The following is a 25,095-nucleotide window of genomic DNA, read 5'->3' on the forward strand; positions in this document are numbered from 1 at the left end:
ATGGATCGTGTTAGGATGAATTCCTTTCCTTCGGTATCAATTAAAAGTACACCACTTTAAGTGATGTACTTAATTTCATTCTGATATAAGAGCATGTTCCAGCAGGTAGTACAGTAATTTTAAATCCTTTTATTTAATGAATCTTCATTTTAAAAAATATGTACAGCAGTCCAATAGAGCTCTGTAGTCTCCTCAAGTTCTTCCATATCAACATATTCATTAATTTGATTTGGACTTCCCTGTCTCCTGCTCCAGTCGTGACAATTGGGGTACCAGCCAAATGAAGGAATGTTCAATCTGTTGCTCGCTCCTGGGACTCCGTTATATACCGCTTCTTTTCCAGCCTTTTCATTTTTTTTTACTTAAGTACTTTCAAGTGAAAAAAAAATCCACTTTAAGTACTTTTTTTCCTCTAGATTATTTTCACAAAAATGACATTCCGCGAAACAAAATAAAAAAACCTGAGTCTATGACTTTTTCAGGTTTTTTAGTGTTCTATTTTATTTTACTACCAAAGAAATGCAAGAAAGATTAAGGACGAAATTGCCCCAAAGGCAAATCCAGAAGCAGCCCCGCGACCAAATCCAGAATTAAAACCATAACCAAATCCTCCAATGTTACCACCATCATCAATTGGGCGAATATAAACACGGTTAGGAGTAACCCGATGTATAATTCCACGATGAACCGTCCCTCTATTTGTACGAATTTCTACTGGTCTTCCAACACCTTGCCTGCACCTATGATAATAATTGTGGTTTCCCATTTTAATACTCCCCTTGTTAATCGTTCTACATGGTATGCATCCGGGGACTAGCCTGCATAGATTAAACACCCAATACAAATGAAAAGTCTGTTTCAAATTTACCTTTTTGTTGATTTCAATCACGTATTGATTCAGCTGCATAAAATAAATGAATTACTTTTTTAAAGGAGACAATGCAATGAATCATTCATACCAAGACGCCTTAGCATTCTTAGGAATTGAAGGGGCTCATCCTGGAGGATTTGAACTAACTAAACAACTCTTAAAGAATGAAAAAATAGACCAATCCACAAAAATCCTTGATGCTGGATGCGGAACAGGGCAAACATCTCAATTCTTGGCTCAACACTTTCTTTGCCAAGTTTTCGCATTGGATAATCACCCTGAGATGGTAAAACATGCAAACCAACGATTTCAACAAGCTAACATACCCAGTAATGTTTATATGAATTCCATAGAAGATTTACCTTTTACTAATAATTATTTTGATTTTATCATGGCTGAATCCACAACAGCATTCACTAATATTCAACAATCGCTTTGTGAATATTATAGAGTCCTAAAACCTGGTGGTACTTTGATTTCTATTGATATGACGGCAGAGACTGAACTTAACCTTAATCAAAAAAAGGAAATAATGAAATTCTATAATTTAACGAATGTCTTGACACAATCGGAATGGTTAAATGCATTCAAAAAGGAGGGATTTAAAAATCTAAAAATTCTAAAGTCGAATACAGTTTTAGAAGAATTAAAAAATTCATCAGCTGTCGATAACCTAATTCTTCCTTTAAATGAATCTTTGGAACAAATCATAGAGGAACATTATCGGCTTGTCCTAACTTGTGGAAACAGTTTGGGATTTAGAGTATTTAGGGCAAATAAGGAATAGCCCAATAAAACTCTAATATATATATGCAAATATTTTTACAAATCTGATAAGGGAGTTGTTTTCTCTATTCATCTCTATCAATTATAAATTCCACTTGAATTCGTAACTAACAAACTGTGCAAAGTATAAAATCTCCAAGGGAATGAAATTATCGTAAAATCGGCTTCATATTTTCATCTTTAAATTAATTAATAAAAAAATTTAAAGAGGCTGTCCGAATTTTGAAACAACCTCTTTTTCACTTTAAATTCCTTAATTTTCTTATTACATCTAAGGACTCCGCTTTATTTACAAAGAAATAGCTTAAATAAAATTTGTGTCAGCTAAATTAGTGTTTTTGTCCTGTTGAAGAATTATTTCCTTCAAAATCCTAATTTATTGTTCAAGGTTATACAATTATTATTTGGTAATTTCTAATAGTTTCATAAACTTTGTAGCTTCGGAGGAGTCCAAGACAGGGAATTTAGTTTATGCTTTCTCTTTTGACCGAACGAATTGATTAAAGAATGAAAGTATCTTTTGATAGACGGCAATCTCATTTTCTTTCTTGGAAAAGCCATGTCCTTCATCTTCTAACAACATATATTCAACATCTCTTCCTTTATCCTTTAATGCTTGCACAATTTGGTCTGATTCTTCTTTGACGACACGAGGATCGTTTGCACCTTGAATAACAAGCATTGGCTTTGTCATAGAGTCTAAATAAGTGATTGGAGAATACTCAATGAGCTTTTCTTTATCTTTTTCCGGATTTCCTACCCATTGATCCATAACTGGCTTCCAGTCTTCAGGAACCGAATTGATAAATGAAAATAGATTAGATGGACCGAAAATATCAACAACTGCTTTAAAGTAATCAGCATGGCGACCGTGTAGAAGAAGAGCCATATAACCACCATAGCTTCCACCCATTAATAAAATATTTCCTTTTTGCGCATATCCTTGTTTTATCAACCAATCGAGACCAGCGACATTATCTAAGCGTGGCCCATATCCCCAATCTCCTTCTACCATTTTCATGAATTCCAAACCATAACCAGAAGAACCACGAAAGTTTGGAGCGAAAATACTGTACCCATGATTTAAAAAGAACTGAAATGAAGCTCTAAAAAATTTCCGTTCTGCCGCTTGTGGACCTCCGTGAGGCCAGAAAATGACTTCACCATTATCATTTTCCTTTTTTGCTCTAAAAAACAACGATTCAATCTCAATACCATCAAATGACGGGTATGTTATGACATCCGGTTCAACTAATTCATTTGAATATACTCCAGGAACATAATTCTGAGTTAATGATATCCACTCATTTCCCAATCGTTTATAAATATTATGAGGCTTAGTTGCACTCCTTCCTAATAAGTACAGAGTGCCTGATTTAGCGACTTCAAGCTTTTCTATGACACTGCAAGGGGAAGAAAGCTTTTTCCAATCAGTAGTTTGGAGATTGTATTCATATAAATGATCCTCTACACCCTTTTGACTAGTTACATATAATAATTGATGCTCTTTACTATATTTTAAGCCATCAAAACTCTCATTTTCCAATTCTTTAACTTTACTGAATTGGTCTGTTTCAAGGTCGTATGAAGCCAAATAGGTAAAATCTGAATCATAATCAGTCAGTAAATATATCATTGAATCTGAAACAAAAACACCATCATTAACTGTGTGTTGTTTCTCAGTAGGAGGCGTAAGCAGGATATTTTCATTACCACGTTTCGCATATAGAAGAGTATATGTATTAGCAAAGTGTTTATAGTAAAGTAAGATTTCTTCATTTGGGCTAAAGCCATATAAATACGTTGCTGCATCCTTTCCTTCTAGAACCTTTGTTTCACGCCCCGATTCTAAATCTAAACAATAGGCATTCAAATAGGAAGGATTTCCTTTCGATGAAGTGTAATAAAGTTTACTGCTGTCTTCCGATAACATCGGCATAAAATTACGAGTATCTTCATGATAGACAATTTCCTTCATCGCCCCACCTTGCAAGGGAATCCCGTAAAATTGAGTATTTTCATTGCCGTCTTGGTCAAATCCAGCAATAATAAACCTGCTTTGCTTATCATATAAAAGACCTTGGCAGCTTTGATCCACAAATGTGAGCGGATAAGGGAAGGTGTTTGGCAGATTCATCCCCCATAAATTATATTTGCCACTCAAATTCGTACTAAAAACCAGCTGCTTTTCATCTAGACTAACTGCAAAATCACCAATAGAAAAAGTTCGTAAAAACTGCTCGACATCAGGTTTAGGAAATGAAATCATAGTTTGCAACTCCTTATATTTTTAATATAATGAAAAATCTGTAATTATCATACCATATTTTACCTAATATTTAAAAATAAAACTGCTACTTTTAATTATTGCTCCGACCTAAAGTACCAATCAATTTATTCGGATGATTCGTAATTATATAATCACCATTACAAGATAAAATACTTCTCAACAAACCACTATAATTGAATTAGTAATACAAAGTTTTCATAGTACTCTTTGTACACATCCCAATTTTGAATCAATTACAAGACCAAAAAGCGACACATGTTATCATAGGGTATTAAGCCAGATCCAGATGGAAAGGGGCGCCATTCGGAAAAAGTAAAAAGATAGCCACTCCAATGGAATGGCTATCTTTCAGTTGACAAATCCACCAAAAAAAAGTTGCTGGGCTTGTTGTGAAGAAATTTTTATCATCTAATCATTGTATGATGATCAAAGAACACTTCTAATACCAAATAGATACTGCTTTCTTATAGGCGTCACTATTAGGGATTGCATGTATCCCCTGGGCCTGGGCCTTGCGTGGATCTAAGTCATATACCATTGGTGTATAGCATGAGGTCTGCCCTTTATTTACAACACCATTTCCTCCTGTGCTGTTACACGTATAGGCTTTACCATCTGTGCTTCGAACGATTCTAGCGTCTGCTTCATGATTGTATACAGCCGGACGTGTAACAGTAACTTTCGCCCAGGCGGTTTTACAGGTAGTGCTGAATTTCAATTCTACATACGAAACGGAATCAATCCATTTTGTATCCTTTGTTACAGCCGAGCTTGCACAACTATTATAGTTAGGGCTTTTTCCATCATAATTATGATTTTCGGCTAGTGCTTGATTATTTCCAAATACAAAAAAATCAATAACAAACATCGACAACATCATTACTAAAGATAAACCTATCATTTTAAGTTTATGATTCAAGTCGTTCATCCTTTCTTTACATAAAAGTAGAAGAAGGCTTTTGCTTTATGATTAATACCAGCCAGTTTCACCTGCCGTATATGGCCAAAATGCAACTGCTTGTGCTTTTCGCGGGTCTAAATCATATACCATAGGTGTATAACATGTAGTTTGACCTTTATTAATCTCCCCATTTCCTCCAGGAGATGCACAACTAAATTGTTTATTATCAGTGTTCCGGACGACTAATGCCGTTGCCTCTCCGTTAGTTTTAGCTGGCCTGCTTAGAGTAATCTTAGCCCAAGCGGTTTTGCAAGTAGTACTGAATTTCAACTCTAAATTTGCAGAAGCACCATTTAAATAAATTTTCAAATTCTTCTTTGTAACCGCACTAGCCGCACAACTATTGTAGTAAGGACTTTTTCCATCATAGGCGTGGGTTTCTGCAGATGCCTTATTGGTAAAGAAATCAAGGGAGCCAAAAAGGACAAAAAAAGCTACAAAAGTCAATGAAATACATAAAACCATTCTTTTCATTACATCAATCATTCCCTTCATGAAATTTATTCACCCTCTATATTACAATTTCTGGATATTTCTGTAAGTGTAAAATTCCCTAAATTTATGAAATACTTTACGGACAGTATTTATCATATATCTTGCTACTGCTTTTACAGTCTGATATGTCTCGTTTTTTCATCTGTAAAACAGACGTAAAACTATCAGTCCTCATGAGTTTTGATTATAAATAGGTGTAATACTAAGAAAATATACATGGACCTTTCGTATACAGCAATCCAACAAGCTACGTTGTCGGGGTATTTGGCACGGACCCAAAGACATAATAGTTTTGGGCTCGTTCTTTGTTTGTTGTAAACGGGACAGGAACCAATTGAATGTAGGCAAGTTCATTAAAGAAAAACGAGCATTTGTAAGCATTCTTTTCCGTTTCTTTATAAATACCGATTATTATATGAACCAAAGCAAAATGAATAAAAAACTCCTGGAGGTAGTGAAGGTTGTTTCACTAGTAGGAAGTATTCGGTAGGATTCTTATAACCTAAGGCTATCTAAGTTTATCAAAAACTTTATCTAGAACATTTTTATAGAGGGATTTTTTGATAAAATAATCATAAGTCATTTAATCAGCTACCACCAGAACATCAAGATGTCTAGCCTCTCTTAGTAGACGAGCAACAATTGAACCATGTTTAATTTCTTGCCATCTCGATCTTGCTGAATGCCCTATGATAACTTGTGTCGCTTTTTTATCTTGTAATTGTTTAGTTATTTCACCAACTACTAATCGTCGGTCTGCAGTTGAATATAATTCGAAATTACCACCTAATCGATTCGTAAGACTTATGATTTTATTGAGCATATTCTGCTCATCATTTGACAGAGTTGGTTGATCTTTAACGTACACAACAAACCACTTGGCTTTAAGACGATAGGCAATCCGAAATCCTCTTCTAATCAGGCACTCAGATTCTGGTCTAAGATTTACACAGACAAAGATTACTTCTTCTTTTCTCCACCGCCCTCTTACTCCCTCTTTTCGTATTAATGACTCTAATCTGTCGTCCACATCATCTGCTAATTCACGGAGTGCAAGCTCTCTCAATGCAATCAAGTTTCGTGTCTTAAAAAAGTGGCTAAGGGACTGTTCTACTTTATCCATAGAATATATATATCCCTCCTGCATCCGTTGTCTAAGTGCCTTTGGGGAGAGATCAATTAACTCTATTTCATTTGCAAATTGAAGAACATTGTCAGGAACGGTTTCTCTTACACACACTCCTGTTATTTGTTTTACACTATCATTTAAACTTTCAACATGTTGAATATTCATTGTGGAAATGACGGAAATCCCTGCATTCAGAAGGACTATTACATCTTGATAACGTTTTGGATTTTTACTTCCTGGTACATTCGTATGTGCTAATTCATCTACCAGCACTACTTCAGGATTGCGTATAATTATGGCCTCAAGATCCATTTCTTCCAGTACTACATTTTTATATGGAATATGTTTTCGCGGTATGGTTTCCAACGTTCCTACTTGCGCAGCTGTTTCTTTCCGTCCATGTGTTTCCAATAATCCAATCACAACATCAATTTCGTTTTGATTCAATTGATTGGCTTCCCTCAGCATGGTATATGTTTTTCCTACACCGGGTGCAGCCCCAATATAAATTTTTAACGTACCTCTTTTTACCCCTTGTATCTTTTCTTTTATTTCATCAGGAGAAAGCCTTCGATATGGATTTTTCCCCCTTATCTTTGACTGAATAGCGGGTATTACTCTTTCTCCATGTACTTCTGCACGATCTGCTACAATAAACAAATCAATATTTTTCGTTTTTCTCAATATTTTGTTGACTATTGAACCATGAATAATCTCTTCCCATCTCGTCCTTTTAGAGTGGCCTATAATAATTCGTGTTATATAATGTTGCATGGCATATTCAACTATTTCTTCAGCTATTTCTTCCCCTTTTATTGTCAGTTCTTCAAATTTTCCATTTAATTTATTAATGAGTTTTTGCATGGATCTTTTAAAAATCTCTTCTTCTTTAGATAATTTTCTTTGGGTTGGAATAAAGCTAACAATCAATAACTCCCCTCCTAAACGTTTCGCAATTTGATCCCCTCTTCGTATTAAGATGGATCCATTCCAATGATATTGTACACATACTAAAATCCGTTCCGAAGCACCGGAAGGTCCCAATAACCCTTCCTCTTCTCTATATTCAGTTAGATCCTCTTCCACTTCTCCAGCCAAAAACCGCAGTGACAGTTCCCTAAGCACCGCTAAGTTATTCTTATTGTATAATTGCACATGTTCTTTGGCTTGTTTATCACTTTCTCCTATTTCCCCTTCTTGGAGACGTTTTAAAATGGCTTCCGGCGTAACATCTAAAAGTCGTACTTCATCAGCTAGCGTCAATGTATCTTCGGGTACAGTTTTAACTAAGTGAAGTGGCAGTTGTAGTAATTGCTCTGCCACTTCCTTCACCCCTTTCAACTCATAAATATTTATTGTTGTTATGACACTGATTTCATTGCTGATTAATTCTTTAACATCTTCTAATCTAGTTTGGTTTGTAGCAGATGAATGATTGTTATAAGCTAATTGGTCAATTAAAATTACTTCTGGATTTCGTTTGTAAATTTCCTTCATATTCAAATCCTGTCTTACTTGACCGTTTTGTTCCCATTCAATAGAGGGTATAATTTCTAGTCCCCCTAATTGCTCAAGTGTTTTAGAACTGCTAGTCGCACTAACTACTCCTACAACAACGTCTATCCCCCGTCTTTTTAACTCGTTTCCTTCAAGGAGCAAATGATAGGTTTTCCCTGAACCACTCACAGCCCCAAGTATGATCTTCAGCCTGCCTTTTTTTATTTTAGAGATTGACTGCAGAATTTCATCTGATGTTTTTCTTCGAAATATTTCTGACATTTTTCCACCTCCAGATTTACATCTAAAGAAAAAGGAGATTAGAAAAAACTCTCCTAATTTGAATTACTTAAGTTCATCCAATGCAATATTTAACATCAAAACATTAATTCGGGGTTCACCAAAAACTCCCAATGAGCGGCTTTCCGTATATTTGTCAATAAGATTATATACAGCTTTTTCGGATAACCCTCTTTCATTAGCAATACGTGGAACTTGGACGTTCGCACCATAAGGAGAAACATTCGGATCTAGTCCCGAACCCGAATTTGTCATTAAGTCAGAAGGTACATCATCTTGATCAACAGTAGGATTTTCTTTTAAAAATTCTTTAATATCATTTTGGGTCCGTTCAATCATTTCTTCATTCGATGGTGAATAGTTGGGTGTACCAGATCCAGCTGCATCATATTTAATAGAAGAAATACGACCATGGAAGTAACCAGGATCTTCAAAAGATTGGCCAATCAATTCAGAGCCAATAATTTCACCCGAATCACTTTTTATTAAGCTGCCAGCTGCTTTTTCAGGCATTATCACCTGAGCTAGCATTGTCATCAGTAACGGATACGCAATTCCACAAATAACTAGTAGCACCAAAACCGCACGTATATTCTTTAACATGAATTCTCACCCTTATTTTTAATTTTAAGCAATTCTGAACATCACTAGTATTAAATCAATACATTTTATCCCGATGAAAGGAACTAACACTCCGCCTAATCCATAAAGAGATAAGTTCTTTGTTAGTAATCTTGTTGCGCTCATTGGAACATATTTTACCCCTTTCATGGCTAATGGTATTAGCATTGGAATGATAATGGCGTTAAATATCAGGGCGGATAATATCGCACTTTGAGGTGTTGCTAACCCCATAATATTTAGCACCTCCATTTGAGGTATGGCAAGCATGAACATAGCCGGTATTATCGCAAAGTATTTAGCCACGTCATTCGCAATGCTAAATGTGGTTAAGGCACCTCGGGTCATGAGCAACTGTTTTCCAATGGCTACCACTTCAATGATTTTTGTAGGATCTGAATCCAAATCCACCATATTAGCTGCTTCCTTTGCTGCATTTGTTCCTGTATTCATTGCCAATCCTACATCAGCCTGTGCTAACGCAGGCGCATCGTTTGTACCATCTCCAGTCATGGCTACAAGTTTACCTTGCGCTTGTTCCCGCTTAATAACGGAAATTTTGTCTTCAGGCTTTGCTTCGGCTATAAAATCATCTACTCCAGCTTCTTTTGCAATAGTAGCAGCTGTTAATGAGTTATCTCCGGTACACATTACGCTTTTAATACCCATTTTTCGTAGCTCATCAAAACGTTCTTTCATTCCTGGCTTTACTGTATCTTTTAAGTAAATTACACCGAGTACACGATTTCCTTCTATAACAACAAGTGGCGTCCCGCCTTGCATTGCCACTTTATCACTAATGTCTTTTAAATCACTTGGGACTTTTCCACCTTGATACAGGATGTATTCGATTATTGCATCAACTGCACCTTTTCTGACCTTTTTCCCATCAGTAAAGTCAGTTCCGCTCATCCTGGTTTCAGCTGTAAACTCTATTCCTTCCGTACCATTTTTATCTAATTCTTTTTCAGACAAGCCGGATTTTTTTGCAAATTCTATGACAGAACGGCCTTCTGGAGTTTCATCATGTAAAGATGAATATACCGCAAATTTGTTAAGCTCTTCTTGGCTTATACCACTAACCGGTATAAGGGCAGCAGCCATGCGGTTACCATGTGTGATGGTTCCCGTTTTATCAAGGATGATCGTATTAATATCACCAGCTGCTTCTACCGATTTTCCAGACTTCGCAATTACATTAAATTGTGTTACTCTGTCCATTCCTGCTATTCCTATAGCAGAGAGTAGACCTCCGATTGTTGTGGGAATCAAGCACACCAGTAATGCTATTAAGGTAGCGATTGGCAATGTCACTTTGATATATGAAGCAATAGGTACTAGCGTAGTACATACAAGCAAAAAGATAAGTGTCAAACTAACAAGCAAAGTACTTAGGGCAATTTCATTAGGTGTTTTTTGTCTTTTAGCTCCTTCTACCAAGTTAATCATACGATCAAGGAAAGATTCCCCAGGATCAGTACTTACTTTTACTTTGATATAGTCACTAATAACTTTTGTTCCACCTGTTACCGAACTAAAATCGCCACCAGACTCTTTTATTACAGCGGCTGATTCACCAGTAATTGCTGATTCGTCTACAGCAGCCACTCCTTCAATTACATCACCATCCGTTGGAATTAAATCATTGGCTTTCACTAAAACTGTATCTCCCTTGCGTAGTTCGGTGGCATCGACTATTTTTATACTGCCATCTTTCTGGATTAACCTTGCTTTAGTTTCCTGCTTTGTCTTTTTAAGACTATTTGCTTGTGCTTTTCCACGTCCTTCTGCTAGCGCTTCAGCAAAATTAGCAAAAAGAATCGTCACGAATAAAATGATGGTCACTGCCAGGTTATATCCTCTATCTGATACTCCACCAAAAAGGGTAGGAAATATAGAAAGTAGTAGTGTAATAACAAACCCTATTTCAACTACAAACATGACAGGATTACGTGCCATTACTTTAGGATTTAATTTATTGAATGCACCTTTAATCGCCTCAAAGACCATTTTCTTATTTATGTTTGCTTTACGCTTTGTACTCATTTGGAATACTCCTTTTCAACATTTATCTAATCGTAAGCCACTCAGCAACTGGTCCAAGTGCAATGACTGGGAAGAAGGTCAATGCTCCAATAATTAAAACAGTAGCTAAAAGAATGACAAGGAACGTACAATTATCTGTTTTAAATGTTCCGATTGTTTCTGGAACACGTTTCTTAGCGAGTAATGATCCAGTGACAGCAATCATTGCAATCATTGAGAAGTAACGGCCAAACATCATGACTAAACCAGTGGAAATATTCCAAAATGGTGTATTGTCACCTAAACCTTCAAAACCAGAACCATTATTGGCTGCAGAAGAAGTAAACTCATAAACTACTTGTGAAATACCATGAAAACCTGGGTTTGATATAGCCAATGACCCCATTTGTGTCGCTAAAGCAATGGCAGATGGTACTAAGATAATTAATGGATGCAGAAGAATCGTTATGGCTATTAGTTTCATCTCCTGTCCTTCAATTTTCTTACCTAAGAATTCTGGTGTACGGCCAACCATAAGACCGGCAATAAATACAGCCATTACTGAATACATTAGGATATTTATCGTCCCGACCCCATCACCGCCAAATACACAGTTCAACATCATCATTGCCAGTGGTGCTATGCCTCCGAGTGGAGTAAGGGTATCATGCATATTATTAACAGAGCCTGTAGTAGCAGCTGTTGTCACACTTGTAAATAATGCACTCTGAGCAATACCAAAACGAACCTCTTTTCCTTCTAAACTTCCATTCTCTTGTGAGAGACCTATTTTCTCTAATGCTGGGTTCCCATTATTTTCATTGAAGTACGTAATACTTAAGAAGATAAGCAACATTAATCCCATCGCTGAAAATAGGATCCAGCCTTGTTTCTTATTTCTCGCCATATACCCAAATGTCAATGGAAGAGCAGCTGGCAGAAGAAACATCGATATGATTTCTAAGACATTCGTTAATCCATTAGGGTTCTCAAATGGATGGCTTGAGTTGACTCCAAAGAATCCACCTCCGTTTGTGCCTAAATGCTTGATAGACTCTAATGCCGCTACTGGACCTCTTGCTATATTTTGAGTAGCTCCTTCTAATGTGGTAGCAATTGCCGTAGGATTAAGTGTTTGCGGCACCCCCTGTGACACTAGAACTAAACCAATCAAAATAGATAATGGAAGTAGCACCCGAGTAATCGAACGAGTTAAATCCACATAAAAGTTTCCTATACTCCGCTGATTTGTTAACCCTCTAAAAAATGCCATACATAATGAAATACCAGTAGCAGGTGTTGTAAACATCAGAAATGTTATTACCGCCATTTGGGATAAATAAGAAAGTCCTGATTCTCCGCTATAGTGCTGTAAATTGGTATTCGTAAGAAAACTTGCAGCAGTATTGAATGCCAATAACGGATCCATGTTGTCTATCTTACTAGGGTTACCTGGTAAGATACCTTGAAGGCGAATGATAATGTATGAGATGATAAACATGACTAAGTTACTCAATAGCAGTGACTTGGCATACTGCTGCCAACTCATATCATTTGTATCAATGCCAGATAGTTTGAAAATACCTCGTTCTATCCAGCTAAACATGCGATCTTGTTTTGTTATTTCAAGGGAATAAACATTCGTTAAGTATTTGGCCATCGGTATGGCTAATAAAACGACAAGAACCAATACCAAGCCAATTTGTAAAAAATCCATTTACTTTTCCTCCGTTAGTAACTATTAATATTTTTCTGGATAAATTAGAGCATGAATTAAATACAACGTAATCGCTCCGACGATAAGAAATAAAAACATTCTCTACTCTCCCTCTTTTTCTATAACTTTATTACAAAAAAGAATAAATCCTAAAAAGAGAAAAAAAGTTATAGCTATAAGTAATATCGATACAAAATCCATGTGAATTTCTCCCTTCTCATTCCAAACAACCATTAAGAATAAATTTCTTTTTTCCACCGCTTAATAATTACTGGCAATTGATCTAAAGAGCATTGTTTGTTAAAAGCCGATGACACAATCAGCTCCCATTCTTTTACACATGCCTTACTTTTTTTGTTTTCCACGCTTAATTTTTTCTTGGGTTAGATATTCCTGACTACTAAAACATAAAAAAATAGACCAATGCTTACTCTCTCTCCAGTATGTAGCCATGCAAATTCTATTCAGTTTCCAGCAGCGTAAAAAACATTCACGCATCGGAAAAAAGAATGACTTGCACAAGCAAACATATAGTTGGAGAAAAAGTACTCATTGGTCTACTTAACGCCTAGCAAGCTATACAGCTCTCTCTGCGATCAGTCTTCCAAGAAACCTTTTTCATTTATAGGCATAATAAAAAGACCTACTGAAATGACAGGTTGCTTTTTTGCTTTAATCACAACAAAAAAAGCCTCCTGAATTAAGGTGGTCTAATGACCTCCTTCGCTTTAGCCGACGAAGTTAGCTGACGGGTAGGATGGCGAAAGAGTGTCTCATCCCTTCTGCAAATGCAGAATTAACCCCAATAATAGTGGGTCCTCCGTTCTCAATTACTTGAGATTTGGCCGATATCAAATTGTTATTTATGAGGATTATTCTACGCTCACCATTGAAGGTTTGTAAACCTCATTAAATCTCGAAAAAACTTCAAATTCGTTCATATAAGTCCATTTCAATCAAATTTATCCAATAAAACCTTTATTTACTCAGAAATACTATTTATTACGTATTTTTCTAAAGTTTTACAAACTATATTGACAAGAACTTAGATGGGGCATTATGATAAACTCCATAAATTACTGAGAAAAAATGGAGGCAATATGTTAAATTCTAAAAAGAAACTTGAGGCTGAGATAAGTGAAGCATTTATTAAGTTCCAGCGTGATCTGATAGGCAGAGGACCACAGGAAGCCAAAACATACATAATTAATGACATGTTGATTACTCGTTTTAAAGGTGTCCTGACAGTGGAAGAAAAGCACCTTGTCAGTCACAATTCCGGCAAAAAACTTGTAAAAAAAATGCGCTCGCTTCTTCGTGAAATGTACACCAAGGATTATGAAAAAATAGTTGAAGATCATACTGGGTGCAAGGTTCTTTCCTCCCATAGTGATATTAGCACTAAAACAGGTGAAAGAATCGAAGTTTTTATTATGGATAAGGATTTAGAGAGGTACATAGAAACTATCAAATAGGTAATAGTACTTGATTTGAAATTAATTATGAAGATAAAAAGTATTGAAGTTTTTTAACGAACTTGTTTAGAATTAGTACATAACATTTCCTTAAAGGTTCTAGATACGATTCCAATAAGCCCCTATATTATATTAAGATTATTTTTATCTAACAAATTTGCTGGTTGTTTATCCCATTCATCAATAACATCCTGTAACCGATATGGTCGAAAGCTGGATTATTTTATTGATCTTTTTTGATAAAAAACATCTGTAGGATGGCTATGAATGTTGTCATCTTAACCGATGTTTTTTACGTTTTCATTAAATACAAAGACCGTTATTAGTACTTATTATGTTTCTGCATTTTATAAATTCCAGAAATTTAATACATTTTATAGGTAGGGATCGTCAGAATCTTCAATTGTATCCAAATCTTTTACTATGAGATACGAAATAGTTGCTTTGAATGGCTGGTAATAAATTGAGGATTATTTCTCCTGAATCAGCGATACAATGTATAACTTGGAATCGCATTACAGAGAGCTGTTTAGCACTCACTGCTTCTCCTTAATGTGTAATACCATCAAACTCAATGGTTTTGTCCATAAAGTTCCCTGGGAAATTATATAGGATATCTAATCCTTTTAGTTAGTTTTTATCATTTAAAAACAATACTCTTTTATTGTGGAGAGTGCCTTAAATTTCTCCTCCCTTAACTCTTAATAATCTTCTTCTCCGTAATAACTGCTTGTATTAGTTTGTCTTCGGTACTACCTTCCCAACCATTTTTTCACTAACAAATATCTGTATTAATCCAGCCACAAAAACCTCGATTAACACAAACGGAAATGATTATAATATTAAGATACTAATAAGTATTGTATTCAATTGTAAAAAGACTGACACAGCAAGCATCCTCACCTTAACTTTGTTTATAGAAGTGTATTATTACCATATTATTAATCTTATGACATAGACTATAAACGTAACAACATCAAATTACTATATCATTGTGGAAGCAGGTATATTTATTGTTGAGTAAGCCAAGCCACGTACTTCCATCATTTCCACTACATTACAAGAGCTCAATTTGTACCGCGCGGGTATCATCTCACTGTTAGCAATCCATACTTGGGTGATAATGTTACTATAAACAAATTTGGTTTTCCATACAGATTCAACACCTTTTGCAGCGCAGTAGTATCATTATGTCCAAATGTCCAAGATTTAAAGATTACTTGCATTTGTCATGAATTTTTTGCATTAGAACTCAACAGAGTATATAATTACATTTCATACAAAATATGCAAAAAGGAGAATGAGAGTTATAACCAAGTTGTGTTTACCATTTTAATATTTAAGGAGGAAATGTCTATGAGCATGAAAAAATCCTTAATAGGAGTGTCTACAGCTGGATTCATAGCACTTCAAATTTTACTCCCTACAATGACTGAAGCATCAACGACCGTCAAATCCACCACTCATTATGTAAATGCAAGTGATCCTTACCCGGGTCATGTCATAAAATACGGGGATCGAGGACCTGAAGTGAGCAAAGTACAGAACCAATTAAACAAGAACAATGTCCCAATCTCTGTGGATGGCATTTTTGGTTCGATAACGCTTAAGAAGGTCAAAGAATTTCAAATGCGAAGACATTTGAACACAGATGGAATAGTTGGACCTTCCACTTGGACTGCGCTCTATCAAACTGAATTTCCTTATCCAGGTCATGTTATTAAAATTGGAGATCAAGGTATGAGTGTGACCAGAATTCAAGCACGTCTTAATGACGCAGGGGGATCAATTAAAGTGGATGGTATTTTCGGACTAAAAACTCAAGTCAAAGTGAAAGAATTCCAGAAAAAATTCGGATTACAAGTAGACGGAATTGTTGGTCCAGAAACCTGGGACATTCTCTTTAATTATCAAGAATAGGCTGTGTGAATAAATTAGCCATCATGTAAACATAAGTATCGACTCGACAAATAGATAAGGCTGTCGAGGGTTTCTCGACAGCCTTACATTACCATAACAATAGAGTCTATTTAACAAAATATGTTGTACATTATGTCATCAGCTTATAAGGCTCATACTTAGTATAAACATCTTTACGGCGCTTTCGATCTTTAAATGTTGTAGCTGCACCACTTTTCCGATTTTCATATAGTTCATCAATATCCACTGCTCCGGTAATTACTGTATGTTTATTAGCTTCTGCTTCAGCTACTACCCCATTGGCTGGCCAAGCTTTGTCACAAGGACTTAATATGCTTGCACGCCCATATCCGTTCGGTAGAGGGTCCCCTGGTTCACCAACAGTAGGACAATGAACAAAGTATACTTGGTTCTCAATGGCACGTGCATGAGCACAATGACGTACTCTCCAAAAACCAGCCTCAGTAAAAGTGTATGAAGGACAGAAAATAATGTCTGCTCCGTTTACACTTAGTATTCTTGATATTTCTGGTATCTCTGCTTCATAACACACTGCTATGCCAATCTTTACAGGACCTATAGAATACACTTCAAGATTATTCCCTTCAGATGTTTGCCAATTTGCTTCAGCAGGAAAGATATGAGTTTTTTTATGTTCAACATAAGATCCATCTTTATCAAAAATGTATGCAATATTAAAGTACTCATTTTCACGACATTCAAGATGTGAGCCTGCAATGATAACCTGCTTTCTTTTTCTTGAAATTGAACTAAAAAGTTCTTTATATTGAGTGGTATATTCGTCGATCTTGATTAATGACGAAGCATTCTGATCCGGAAAAGTCGCTAATAACCCGATAGTTAACAGTTCAGGAAAAATGATATAATCTGAGTTTTCGGGTACTTGATTGATTAAGTCTTCTACTTGTTTCTGGAATTCATTAAAAGATGCTGCTTTTTCTACACGAAATTGACAAGCAGTTATTTTAACTTTCACAGAACCCCTCCCAATTTATATCTTAATGTAGAAACGATATAATCATGAATTACATACAAACGGCCAAAGCCCTACTTGATCTAGTAAGCCTCAGGAAATATTACTTTTATTTATTTCATTCATTTGCCTATCCTGAATAGAAATATTTTTAGTTAGTTCACTTACAATAAACGTTACTATTATATTTATTAACAAAGCTATAACACCTGTACTGATGTCATTAATTACGTGTGGTATATTCGGCAGAAATGTAGCAATTTTCACACCTGAAATTGTCGCATATAAAACAATAAGTACTCCAGCAAATACCCCAGCAATTGCTCCATATTTATTAATTATATTGCTTTTTGGTAAACTGCAAAATAATGCTGGTGCTAATTGAGTAATTAGACTATATGACATGATATTCAAGATCGCTAGTGCTTCACCACCTGTTACAGTAACAATTAAGGCAATGATTGAGATACCAATAATAATCAATCTTGAAACAATTAACTGTTGTTTCTCATTCGCTGCTGGAACCAAAACTTTGTAAAAACTATTTGTTAACCCTACCGATGCAGCCATTAGCATAACGGAGGCCGGCACTAGAGCTGTCAATAAGCCTGCAGCTCCGATTAAACCGATTACCCATGGATCAAATGTTTGAATCGCTAACCTTAAAAGCGAAAGATCTCCATCAGCCCCTTGCAAACCCGGGATTTCCATAATAGCTGTAAAACCTATGAAAAAGACAAAGAGCAATAACAAAGTGTATAGTGGTAAAGCAATTGCATTTTTACGAAGTGTTCTTTCTCCATTTGACGAAAGAACAACCATGAATGTTTGTGGTAATAAATAAAACCCTAAAGCATTTAACAAAACCGTGGAGATAAACCAGGATTGACTCAACCCTTGATCAGCTAAGATTAACATTTCAGGTTTAGCAGCCTGAACTGTCTCGAACATTGGCTGAATTCCTCCAAAGTAATGAAACGGAATATAAATGCCTAAAAATATTACAACCACCAAAATCATAAAATCTTTAAGTATAGCGGTCCATGCTGAGCCATGTATACCTGATATCATTACATAAGTTGTTACAACGATAGCACCGATTATGCTCGCTGAAACTGGTGAAATTGCTCCGTAAGAAGCTTCTGAAACTATTATTCCTAACCCTTTGAGTTGTATAACTATATAAGGGACGAGTGCCAAACTTCCCAAAACTGCCACTATCATCCCCATTGAGCGACTGCTGTATTTAGATGCAAAATAATCTGGTTGAGAGATAATTGAATGTTGCTTTGAATATCTCCAAACTTTAGGTACTAACCAATAAGATAGTACATAGGCTAAGAATATATATGCAGGAACGTAATAAGCCGCTGCACCTTTTGAGTAAGCCCATCCACTTCCGCCAAGAAACGTAAATGTTGTATAAATTTCACCTGCAATTAGTAGAAAAATGAAGAATGTACCGAAGCCCCTGCCACCTACGGCAAATTGCTCCATATCCATATCCTTTCCTTTTCTTGCTTTTATCCCTAAATAAAGAGCTAGAACTAAGAAGATAGAAATAATAAATAATGAGATATTCATTCTAGATCACTCCCTTTATTATCAGGATCAAATTTATATACAAACATTAAAATAGCCGATGCCATCACCATCCAAAATGAAACCCAAAATAACAAAAAAGGCATTCCTAATATGTAAGGTTCTATTTTATTTGCATAGGGCAAAAAACCTAAAAACCCTATGAATGGTATCCAGAGCAATAGCTTAATAGCTTTCAAATTATACCCTCCCTGTAATTCGTAGGTTCGATAGTTAATCTTTAAATTAAGTGAATCACCATCAGTAAGGTTTTTTTATCCATTACTGATGGTTTGATGAATCATCATTTGTCACCCGTTTATGTTCTTCAATCCAAACTACAAACAAATTACAAATGAACTCTATTTTAATTATTCTTTCTAAGAATGTTTATTTGGACTGTATGGCAAGTACAGTTTCTAATATCACATTTACTCCCTTTTCACAATCTTCCCATGTAGTAAGCTCTTCTTCACAATGACTTTTACCATTAATGCTTGGTACAAAAACCATGGCAGTTGGAATATAACTAGCTATGAACTGGGCGTCATGACCAGCTCCACTTACCATTCTTTTATATGAAAGACCTAATGAATTAGTAGATTGTTCTAACAAATCACAGATTGACTTATCGAACCAAACGGTATCCCGGTCCCATAATTTTGTTGCTTGGATTTCACAGCCATCTTCTGAACCGGATGTTGTAAGCCCTTTAATTATTTCCTCAATCTGCCTAATCGTTTTTGGATCCTTATGTCTAGCTTCTAACGAGAAAATAACTTTATTTGGAATAACCGTATGAATATTAGGAAACACATTTACCCTTCCCATCGTAAAAACTAAATCATCGTCAAGCATACCAAGTTTTTGACGAGTCTCTGTGATTAAGCTATTCGAAGTAAAGAAAGCATCTTTTCTCATATTCATAGGAGTGGTTCCGGCATGATCAGATTCCCCTGTTACTTCGATTTCATAGCAAACCATTCCAAGAACACATTCAACAACACCAATGGTTAGTGACTCACGTTCAAGAATAGGTCCTTGTTCAATATGCAACTCTAAAAATGCTGTGGCCTCTTTTAAACGAGACTCTACTTCACCTGCATACCCACTAGTATTTAATGCTTCTTCAAAAGTAGTTCCTTCACTATCTGTTTTTTGTAGCATAATAGATTTTTCGAATTTTCCTGAAAGAATTCCAGATGACATCATAGAAGGTTCAAACCTGGCTCCTTCTTCATTAGTAAAATTAACAATCATTACCGGAATTTTGGGTTTGATATTATTTTCTACTAGGGTTCGCACCACTTCTAAACCAGCTACTACTCCTAAGATGCCATCAAACCGTCCACCCTTTTTTACTGTATCCATATGTGAACCCATTACAATCGGCGGTTTGTTTTCAGTTCCTGCTAAAGTAGCGTAAATATTCCCCAAATCATCAACTTTTATGGTCATTCCCAATTCTTCACAACAAGAGCAAAAGTAATCACGAACTAATCGATCTTCTTCAGTCAGTGATAAGCGAGTGACTCCATTGTTTACTGTACGTCCAAAATCCGCAAATTTTTCAAGCGTATTACTTAACCTCTCACCATTAATTAATAATTTTTGTTTTTTCATAAAGCATATCCCCCTTCAAATAAACTGCAAAATTTCTTAAAGCTCTATCTTCGGCTTTACACTTTTCAAATTCTCGCATTGAAAAAGTAATGTAAAAGACCCAATACTATAGATTATATTTCCACTAATGATTCTCTATGATATAGAATCTCACCATCTATAATCGTTGATTCTACTAGTAAATCTTTTATATGAAGCGGGCTAACTTTTAAAATACTGTCAGTTAAAACCACTAAATCTGCCAACTTGCCTACCTCTATACTGCCTTTAATATCTTCATCAAAACTCGCAAAGGCGCCATTCCAGGTGTATAGTTTAATGGCTTCCATTACGCTAATCGATTGAGCAACACCTATTTCCGCCCCAGACTGGCTTCTTCTATTTACAGCAACGTGAATACCTAATAAAGGGTTATAATCAGTAACTGGAGCATCTGAACCACCAGCTGCTAAGATGCCATTATCAATATAATCACGCACAGCATACATGTGGTTGACTCGATTACCATAGTGTTGAATATATATATCCCCGAATTCATAAGGAAATGGAGGGTTTGGGATAGGGATGAGTTCGAGATTTTTCATTCTCTCTTGTAAATCTGGCGACGAAATCCCCGCATGCTCAATTCTATGGCGATGATCTTTTCTTGGAGATTCTTCCAACGCCTTTTCTACACAATTTAAATACATTTCAATCGCTCTATCTCCTTGAGCGTGTACAGTGATTTGATAGCCTTTTTTATGTGCTTGTCCTAAAACTTGATAGATTTCTTCTTCACTATAATAAAGAATACCGAAATTATCAGGATCACTTGAGTATGTCTCACGAGTGGCAATCGTAGGACCAGTACTACTTCCATCTGTAAACAATTTGACAGGTCCAATTTTGAATCTTTCGTCCCCAGTACCGGTTACCACACCTGCTTCTACCATTTTATTAACAAATTCATGAGAATTATTTAATGAACCAATCATTGCATATATACGAACACGAATATCCTTACTTTTAACAGCTTGTTGAAGTAAACGGAAACTCTCAGGACCATATGCACCTGCTTCATGAATACTTGTTATGCCAGCTTCAACGAAATGCTCTGATGCAATTTTCACAGCTTTCATAAGTTCACTTTCTGTATAACTTGCAATTTCAGTCATTATCATATTTGCCGTTTCAATTAATCTGCCTGTAAACCTTCCAGTCTTATCCTTTTCAATGATCCCTCCTGTAGGATTCTCAGAGTTTTCATTAAATTTGGCAATCTCTAACGCCTTGCTGTTAACCACGCTTATATGACTGCATGTACGAGATACTATAATTGGGTGTTCGACTGAAATTGCATCTAACTCGGCTATTGTTGGATAACGCTTTTCTTTCACAACCGTTTCATTGAATCCCCAAGCACGTATCCATTCCCCTTTAGGGATTGTTGATGCTTTCTCCTTCAGATCATTTAACAAATCCCCTACAGATTCGATATGATCAGCCTTACAACTTACTGCCAACTGATTAACTCCGTATAAAATAAGGTGAATATGAGAATCAATAAATCCTGGAAGTAGTGTTTTTCCTTGCAAATCGATCACTTTCGTTTCTTCACCGATAAAACCCGTAACTTCTTGATTTGAGCCAACAACTGAGATACGATTCCCTATCACCGCTACCGCTTCGACTACTTTATTCTTTTGATCAACTGTAATAACTTCTCCGTTAATGAACACAATATCAGCTTGCATAAACACACCCCTTATTGAATTACGCTTTTAGAGAATCAGTATTTAAAAGCTTACTTCTGATCTGTTAATTCCTATTTTTATAACAAAAATAATTCTAGTATTCTTTAAATATTTACACTCGTCCTTTTACGATTTCAAGGAACTTAGGACACACCGTAAAATCCCAATATTAGGATTTCATACCTTGGGTATCCTACCTATTCAATTTAGAATATTCAGTTTTTAATAGTTTCATTATATCTACATTAGAAATTAAATACATTAGACATAAAGTTAAAAATTTCATCGATTTTTTATACTTTTCATATGATTATGTCTTATTCACAAATTATCCAGGGGTAAAATTACCTTTTTGTCGAGGCGTAATAAAGGAGGATATAGAGAAAGCAGAGTAATGATAGTCATCTACATATACCCCTTATTGAAAGAGAATATTCTAACACGCAATACGAATTATAGAATTCAATTCATACATAACAAAAATTCCCTTTTCATCTCCCTTTAACAGAGTGGTATTCTTTGAAATGTTTGGAGGAAGACATTTTCTTAGTAGAAAAGGATAGATAAAGCCAATGAGATGGCTTTATCTATCCTTTAAAATTTCTTCTTTTTCATTTACCTATTAAATCTCTTGAAACCTCCCAATAAGCCCCATAGTCAAATACTGTTTATTTTCATTAAAGTCCCATGGCCAATATCTAAGGGATAGTTCACTTTTATCCACTTTTTCCATAAAATCTTTTATTCCAATCAGTGCTGCACCATACCCAATATTAGAGGCTAAAGCAAAGATAGCATTAAACCCTTTATTAATAGTTTCCATATATTCAGCCTCTATCTTTAAAATATCAGACCATGTAATATAAAACCCATTTTCAATGCAACATTTAGAAATGGAGTGATGCAAGGTAAGTACAATCTGATCTCTTAGATCGAGAAATCCATCCTTAATCTTTTCTAATTCTTCCTTCTCATATTGGTGCTCATATTCAGAAAGTGTATCTATTGCCCAATTATAAAACAATTGGGTATAAATTGCGGATGTTGCAACGATATCAAAATGATTAATATAATCAGCGAAAACTCCATCTGCTATCTGACCTAACTGATTCTCAGTTTCTTTCATAAATCGTACAATATCCTTGACTTTTTCCCTACGCTCAAGCAAAAAAGAAAGCTTATGTTCAAAATCTATTTTATTCAACCCTGTTACATCGAATTCAATCAGTTTGATTTTATTACGAGTACTTTCCGAAAAATTCTTAGTACCTTTTTTCATACTTTCTACATCTATATCGAATAAATAAATGGAGTTACATTTAGTCGCAAGATGGTCTAAATCTAGATCATCGCAATTGCCTGCTCCAAATATTGCTACGTTATCAACTAAACCTTTTTTCAAAAAAACGGCATCGAATAATCCTGTGACTTGTTCACGATGCTTTGTCCATCTAATTCTTCTGAATTCATCTCTATTATGATTCATTTCTCTTTGAAAAGTTTCCAAGAAAATCGCTCCCTTTGAGGTCCTCTTTACTAAAATATTGTATCAAAATATTTCTATAATGTAGAGGGCTTCAAATAGTTTCACAAAGCACCGAAAACAATACTGCTAATATACAGCAGTTCAGACTGTAGACAAACTCGATAAATAATTGAGTTTGTCTACAGTTTTTTTTGAGGATTTGTAAAATTTGAACATTGATTGGAACGTAGGGCGGTCCGGGAGCCTCCTCGGCGCCCTTTGCGCCTGTGGGGTCTCGCTTGGACGCGCTTTTCCCACAGGAGTCTCGCACCTTTCGTTCCAATCAACTTTGTTTTAACATTTAGGTAGAACCCCTTTTTCCAACAGTCTTTTTTGTTTTAGGCTATGTTAATGATTCATGTTGTTTTTATTTTTAAACAAAGATCTTCGTAATTGAAGGTCTACATTTTTTATGGCAGCAATTCAATTTGGCAATACAAAAGTATTTTTCTACCAATAATTTAAACAGTTAGTTAGAATATAAACAAAGAAAGGTGATACATAATATGAAAAAATATATTACTTTTGTTGGACAAATTTTAATGGGTATTTCTATTTTATTTCTTGTTATGAAAATATTTTCAGTTTCAATAGCAGTACCTACATTTTTATTAGGGTTATTTATTTATATTTATGGGAGATTAAATAATAAAAAATCTCAATAGGAGGTTTTAGGTTTTAAAAAAATAAAAGAGTCTAGTATAAAAATATACTAGACTCTTTTATTTCATAGTTTACTTAATAAGTTCCTCCTAAAATGTGTAACTTATTCAACTACTTCTTCTTATAGACCCAGATAAAATAATATACTGCAAGTGAAGTTAATCCAACATTCGTATATATGAAAAATATTCCAGCATACCAAATATTTTTTTCAGCAAGTGGGTCGAAAATATAATGTAAAAAATGATTTATTGCCACATACCATATGCAAACATACCAGAATACTTGCTCTTTTCCTGAATTGAATTTTTTAACAAGTTGAAGAATAACAACCCAGAGCACGAGTATTAATGATGTGCCAATTAAATTGAAGGGGTAAGTTACAAAATAAAAAATGTATGCACTATTATAAAACGCAATAATGGACAACAAAAGCATTAATAGTGATTTTCTGGATTCTTTTCGTGTAATAAAAATATATAAACCGACTAAAATACCAACACAAGAATAAATATAGTGAAATATATTTTCCATTTCAAAACCTCAAATTTAGCAACAAACTTTTATTTTGTTTCGATAAATAACGACATTCTTATACTATTATAGGTTAAACTGCTTGGAAATAAAGAACTTTCAACAATCATTTTACTCACTGTTTCGTTAAAATCTAAAATACTTTTATTTAGTTCTATACTATTTCTTACATTTTCAGTGTTGTTCCTATAATTAAACTTTTCTTTCTGTTCCGTTTTTGAATTAGCACCACTTATTTCCAAATTACACCAGTTCTTATACAACTAAACTGCCCCGTTAGTTCCGTAAGAAAAAGGCTGCCTTAGCAACCTCCCTAATTGAATTAGGAATGAATATAGTATTCTTTTAAACTGAT

The 25,095-nt window shown here is 35.2% G+C and carries 18 protein-coding genes, 2 pseudogenes and 1 riboswitch; of the genes and pseudogenes, 4 read left to right on the forward strand and 16 right to left on the reverse strand.

Features of this window, described 5'->3' with window-relative positions:
• Nucleotides 1-149: 149 nt before the first annotated feature.
• Both ACQKMR_RS12255 and ACQKMR_RS12260 read right to left on the reverse strand, forming a co-directional pair.
• Nucleotides 150-341: pseudogene (locus ACQKMR_RS12255) on the reverse strand (M20 family metallopeptidase); the annotation flags it as partial.
• 167 nt (nt 342-508) lie between these two features.
• Nucleotides 509-766 carry a hypothetical protein gene (locus ACQKMR_RS12260; RefSeq protein WP_427697545.1) on the reverse strand — a complete coding sequence of 86 codons (258 nt, stop codon included), beginning with the start codon at nt 764-766 and terminating at the stop codon, nt 509-511.
• A 178-nt stretch (nt 767-944) separates the two neighbouring features.
• Between ACQKMR_RS12260 and ACQKMR_RS12265 the strand changes: the two genes are divergently transcribed.
• On the forward strand, nt 945-1,658 hold the full coding sequence (locus ACQKMR_RS12265) for a class I SAM-dependent methyltransferase (RefSeq protein WP_427697546.1): 714 nt from the start codon (nt 945-947) through the stop codon (nt 1,656-1,658).
• A 468-nt stretch (nt 1,659-2,126) separates the two neighbouring features.
• Here ACQKMR_RS12265 and ACQKMR_RS12270 read toward each other — a convergent pair whose 3' ends face one another.
• From ACQKMR_RS12270 to kdpA, 7 genes are all read right to left on the reverse strand, one after another.
• Nucleotides 2,127-3,926 carry a S9 family peptidase gene (locus tag ACQKMR_RS12270; protein WP_427697547.1) on the reverse strand — a complete coding sequence of 600 codons (1,800 nt, stop codon included), beginning with the start codon at nt 3,924-3,926 and terminating at the stop codon, nt 2,127-2,129.
• Between the two features lie 460 nt (nt 3,927-4,386).
• The gene (locus tag ACQKMR_RS12275; RefSeq protein WP_427697565.1) at nt 4,387-4,827 is read right to left on the reverse strand and encodes a YjfA family protein; all 441 of its coding nucleotides are present in this window, start codon (nt 4,825-4,827) and stop codon (nt 4,387-4,389) included.
• Nucleotides 4,828-4,917: 90 nt separating this feature from the next.
• A complete protein-coding gene (locus tag ACQKMR_RS12280) occupies nt 4,918-5,382 on the reverse strand; it encodes a YjfA family protein (RefSeq protein ID WP_427697566.1) in 465 nt (154 codons plus the stop codon).
• Nucleotides 5,383-5,986: 604 nt separating this feature from the next.
• Entirely contained in the window at nt 5,987-8,311 is a 2,325-nt protein-coding gene (locus tag ACQKMR_RS12285; RefSeq protein ID WP_427697548.1) for a universal stress protein, read from the reverse strand.
• Nucleotides 8,312-8,374: 63 nt separating this feature from the next.
• A complete protein-coding gene (kdpC, locus tag ACQKMR_RS12290; protein WP_427697549.1) occupies nt 8,375-8,932 on the reverse strand; it encodes a potassium-transporting ATPase subunit KdpC in 558 nt (185 codons plus the stop codon).
• Nucleotides 8,933-8,956: 24 nt separating this feature from the next.
• A complete protein-coding gene (kdpB, locus tag ACQKMR_RS12295; protein WP_427697550.1) occupies nt 8,957-10,996 on the reverse strand; it encodes a potassium-transporting ATPase subunit KdpB in 2,040 nt (679 codons plus the stop codon).
• A 22-nt stretch (nt 10,997-11,018) separates the two neighbouring features.
• The gene (gene kdpA, locus ACQKMR_RS12300; RefSeq protein WP_427697551.1) at nt 11,019-12,692 is read right to left on the reverse strand and encodes a potassium-transporting ATPase subunit KdpA; all 1,674 of its coding nucleotides are present in this window, start codon (nt 12,690-12,692) and stop codon (nt 11,019-11,021) included.
• A gap of 715 nt (nt 12,693-13,407) precedes the next feature.
• Nucleotides 13,408-13,549: riboswitch (cyclic di-AMP (ydaO/yuaA leader) on the reverse strand.
• A 243-nt stretch (nt 13,550-13,792) separates the two neighbouring features.
• Between kdpA and ACQKMR_RS12305 the strand changes: the two genes are divergently transcribed.
• Nucleotides 13,793-14,167 (forward strand): DUF2294 domain-containing protein, encoded by a 375-nt coding sequence (locus ACQKMR_RS12305; protein ID WP_427697552.1) that lies wholly within the window; start codon nt 13,793-13,795, stop codon nt 14,165-14,167.
• Nucleotides 14,168-14,911: 744 nt separating this feature from the next.
• Here the strand turns inward: ACQKMR_RS12305 and ACQKMR_RS12310 are convergent.
• Nucleotides 14,912-15,064 (reverse strand): annotated as a pseudogene (locus tag ACQKMR_RS12310) (permease); the annotation flags it as partial.
• Nucleotides 15,065-15,523: 459 nt separating this feature from the next.
• Between ACQKMR_RS12310 and ACQKMR_RS12315 the strand changes: the two are divergent.
• A complete protein-coding gene (locus ACQKMR_RS12315; RefSeq protein WP_427697553.1) occupies nt 15,524-16,087 on the forward strand; it encodes a peptidoglycan-binding domain-containing protein in 564 nt (187 codons plus the stop codon).
• 130 nt (nt 16,088-16,217) lie between these two features.
• Here ACQKMR_RS12315 and ACQKMR_RS12320 read toward each other — a convergent pair whose 3' ends face one another.
• The 6 genes from ACQKMR_RS12320 to ACQKMR_RS12345 all read right to left on the reverse strand — a co-directional run bounded on the left by ACQKMR_RS12320 (nt 16,218) and on the right by ACQKMR_RS12345 (nt 23,525).
• Complete coding sequence (locus tag ACQKMR_RS12320) at nt 16,218-17,084, reverse strand: nitrilase-related carbon-nitrogen hydrolase (RefSeq protein WP_427697554.1); 867 nt, start codon at nt 17,082-17,084, stop codon at nt 16,218-16,220.
• Between the two features lie 90 nt (nt 17,085-17,174).
• On the reverse strand, nt 17,175-18,665 hold the full coding sequence (locus ACQKMR_RS12325; protein ID WP_427697555.1) for a sodium:solute symporter family protein: 1,491 nt from the start codon (nt 18,663-18,665) through the stop codon (nt 17,175-17,177).
• Nucleotides 18,662-18,862, reverse strand: a complete 201-nt coding sequence (locus ACQKMR_RS12330) for a DUF3311 domain-containing protein (RefSeq protein ID WP_427697556.1) — start codon at nt 18,860-18,862, stop codon at nt 18,662-18,664. Before ACQKMR_RS12330 ends, ACQKMR_RS12325 begins: the two co-directional genes overlap by 4 nt.
• Nucleotides 18,863-19,052: 190 nt before the next feature.
• Nucleotides 19,053-20,285 carry a Zn-dependent hydrolase gene (locus ACQKMR_RS12335; protein WP_427697557.1) on the reverse strand — a complete coding sequence of 411 codons (1,233 nt, stop codon included), beginning with the start codon at nt 20,283-20,285 and terminating at the stop codon, nt 19,053-19,055.
• Nucleotides 20,286-20,398: 113 nt separating this feature from the next.
• Complete coding sequence (locus tag ACQKMR_RS12340; protein WP_427697558.1) at nt 20,399-22,018, reverse strand: amidohydrolase; 1,620 nt, start codon at nt 22,016-22,018, stop codon at nt 20,399-20,401.
• 622 nt (nt 22,019-22,640) lie between these two features.
• Nucleotides 22,641-23,525 (reverse strand): hypothetical protein, encoded by an 885-nt coding sequence (locus ACQKMR_RS12345; RefSeq protein WP_427697559.1) that lies wholly within the window; start codon nt 23,523-23,525, stop codon nt 22,641-22,643.
• Between the two features lie 524 nt (nt 23,526-24,049).
• Between ACQKMR_RS12345 and ACQKMR_RS12350 the strand changes: the two genes are divergently transcribed.
• Nucleotides 24,050-24,208: a hypothetical protein gene (locus ACQKMR_RS12350; RefSeq protein WP_427697560.1), complete on the forward strand. Its 159-nt coding sequence runs from the start codon at nt 24,050-24,052 to the stop codon at nt 24,206-24,208.
• Nucleotides 24,209-25,095: the final 887 nt, after the last annotated feature.

Source organism: Peribacillus sp. NPDC096540, assembly GCF_050278525.1.
Taxonomy (GTDB): Bacteria; Bacillota; Bacilli; order Bacillales; family DSM-1321; genus Peribacillus.

Coding starts and splice junctions, on each gene's coding strand:
- ACQKMR_RS12270 (WP_427697547.1), bottom strand. CDS start 3,926: ATGATTTCATTTCCTAAACCTGATGTCGAGCAGTTTTTACGAACTTTT.
- ACQKMR_RS12350 (WP_427697560.1), top strand. CDS start 24,050: ATGAAAAAATATATTACTTTTGTTGGACAAATTTTAATGGGTATTTCT.
- ACQKMR_RS12335 (WP_427697557.1), bottom strand. CDS start 20,285: ATGAAAAAACAAAAATTATTAATTAATGGTGAGAGGTTAAGTAATACG.
- ACQKMR_RS12265 (WP_427697546.1), top strand. CDS start 945: ATGAATCATTCATACCAAGACGCCTTAGCATTCTTAGGAATTGAAGGG.
- ACQKMR_RS12325 (WP_427697555.1), bottom strand. CDS start 18,665: ATGAATATCTCATTATTTATTATTTCTATCTTCTTAGTTCTAGCTCTT.
- ACQKMR_RS12315 (WP_427697553.1), top strand. CDS start 15,524: ATGAGCATGAAAAAATCCTTAATAGGAGTGTCTACAGCTGGATTCATA.
- ACQKMR_RS12260 (WP_427697545.1), bottom strand. CDS start 766: ATGGGAAACCACAATTATTATCATAGGTGCAGGCAAGGTGTTGGAAGA.
- kdpB (WP_427697550.1), bottom strand. CDS start 10,996: ATGAGTACAAAGCGTAAAGCAAACATAAATAAGAAAATGGTCTTTGAG.
- kdpA (WP_427697551.1), bottom strand. CDS start 12,692: ATGGATTTTTTACAAATTGGCTTGGTATTGGTTCTTGTCGTTTTATTA.
- ACQKMR_RS12285 (WP_427697548.1), bottom strand. CDS start 8,311: ATGTCAGAAATATTTCGAAGAAAAACATCAGATGAAATTCTGCAGTCA.
- ACQKMR_RS12275 (WP_427697565.1), bottom strand. CDS start 4,827: ATGATGTTGTCGATGTTTGTTATTGATTTTTTTGTATTTGGAAATAAT.
- ACQKMR_RS12340 (WP_427697558.1), bottom strand. CDS start 22,018: ATGCAAGCTGATATTGTGTTCATTAACGGAGAAGTTATTACAGTTGAT.
- kdpC (WP_427697549.1), bottom strand. CDS start 8,932: ATGTTAAAGAATATACGTGCGGTTTTGGTGCTACTAGTTATTTGTGGA.
- ACQKMR_RS12305 (WP_427697552.1), top strand. CDS start 13,793: ATGTTAAATTCTAAAAAGAAACTTGAGGCTGAGATAAGTGAAGCATTT.
- ACQKMR_RS12280 (WP_427697566.1), bottom strand. CDS start 5,382: ATGAAAAGAATGGTTTTATGTATTTCATTGACTTTTGTAGCTTTTTTT.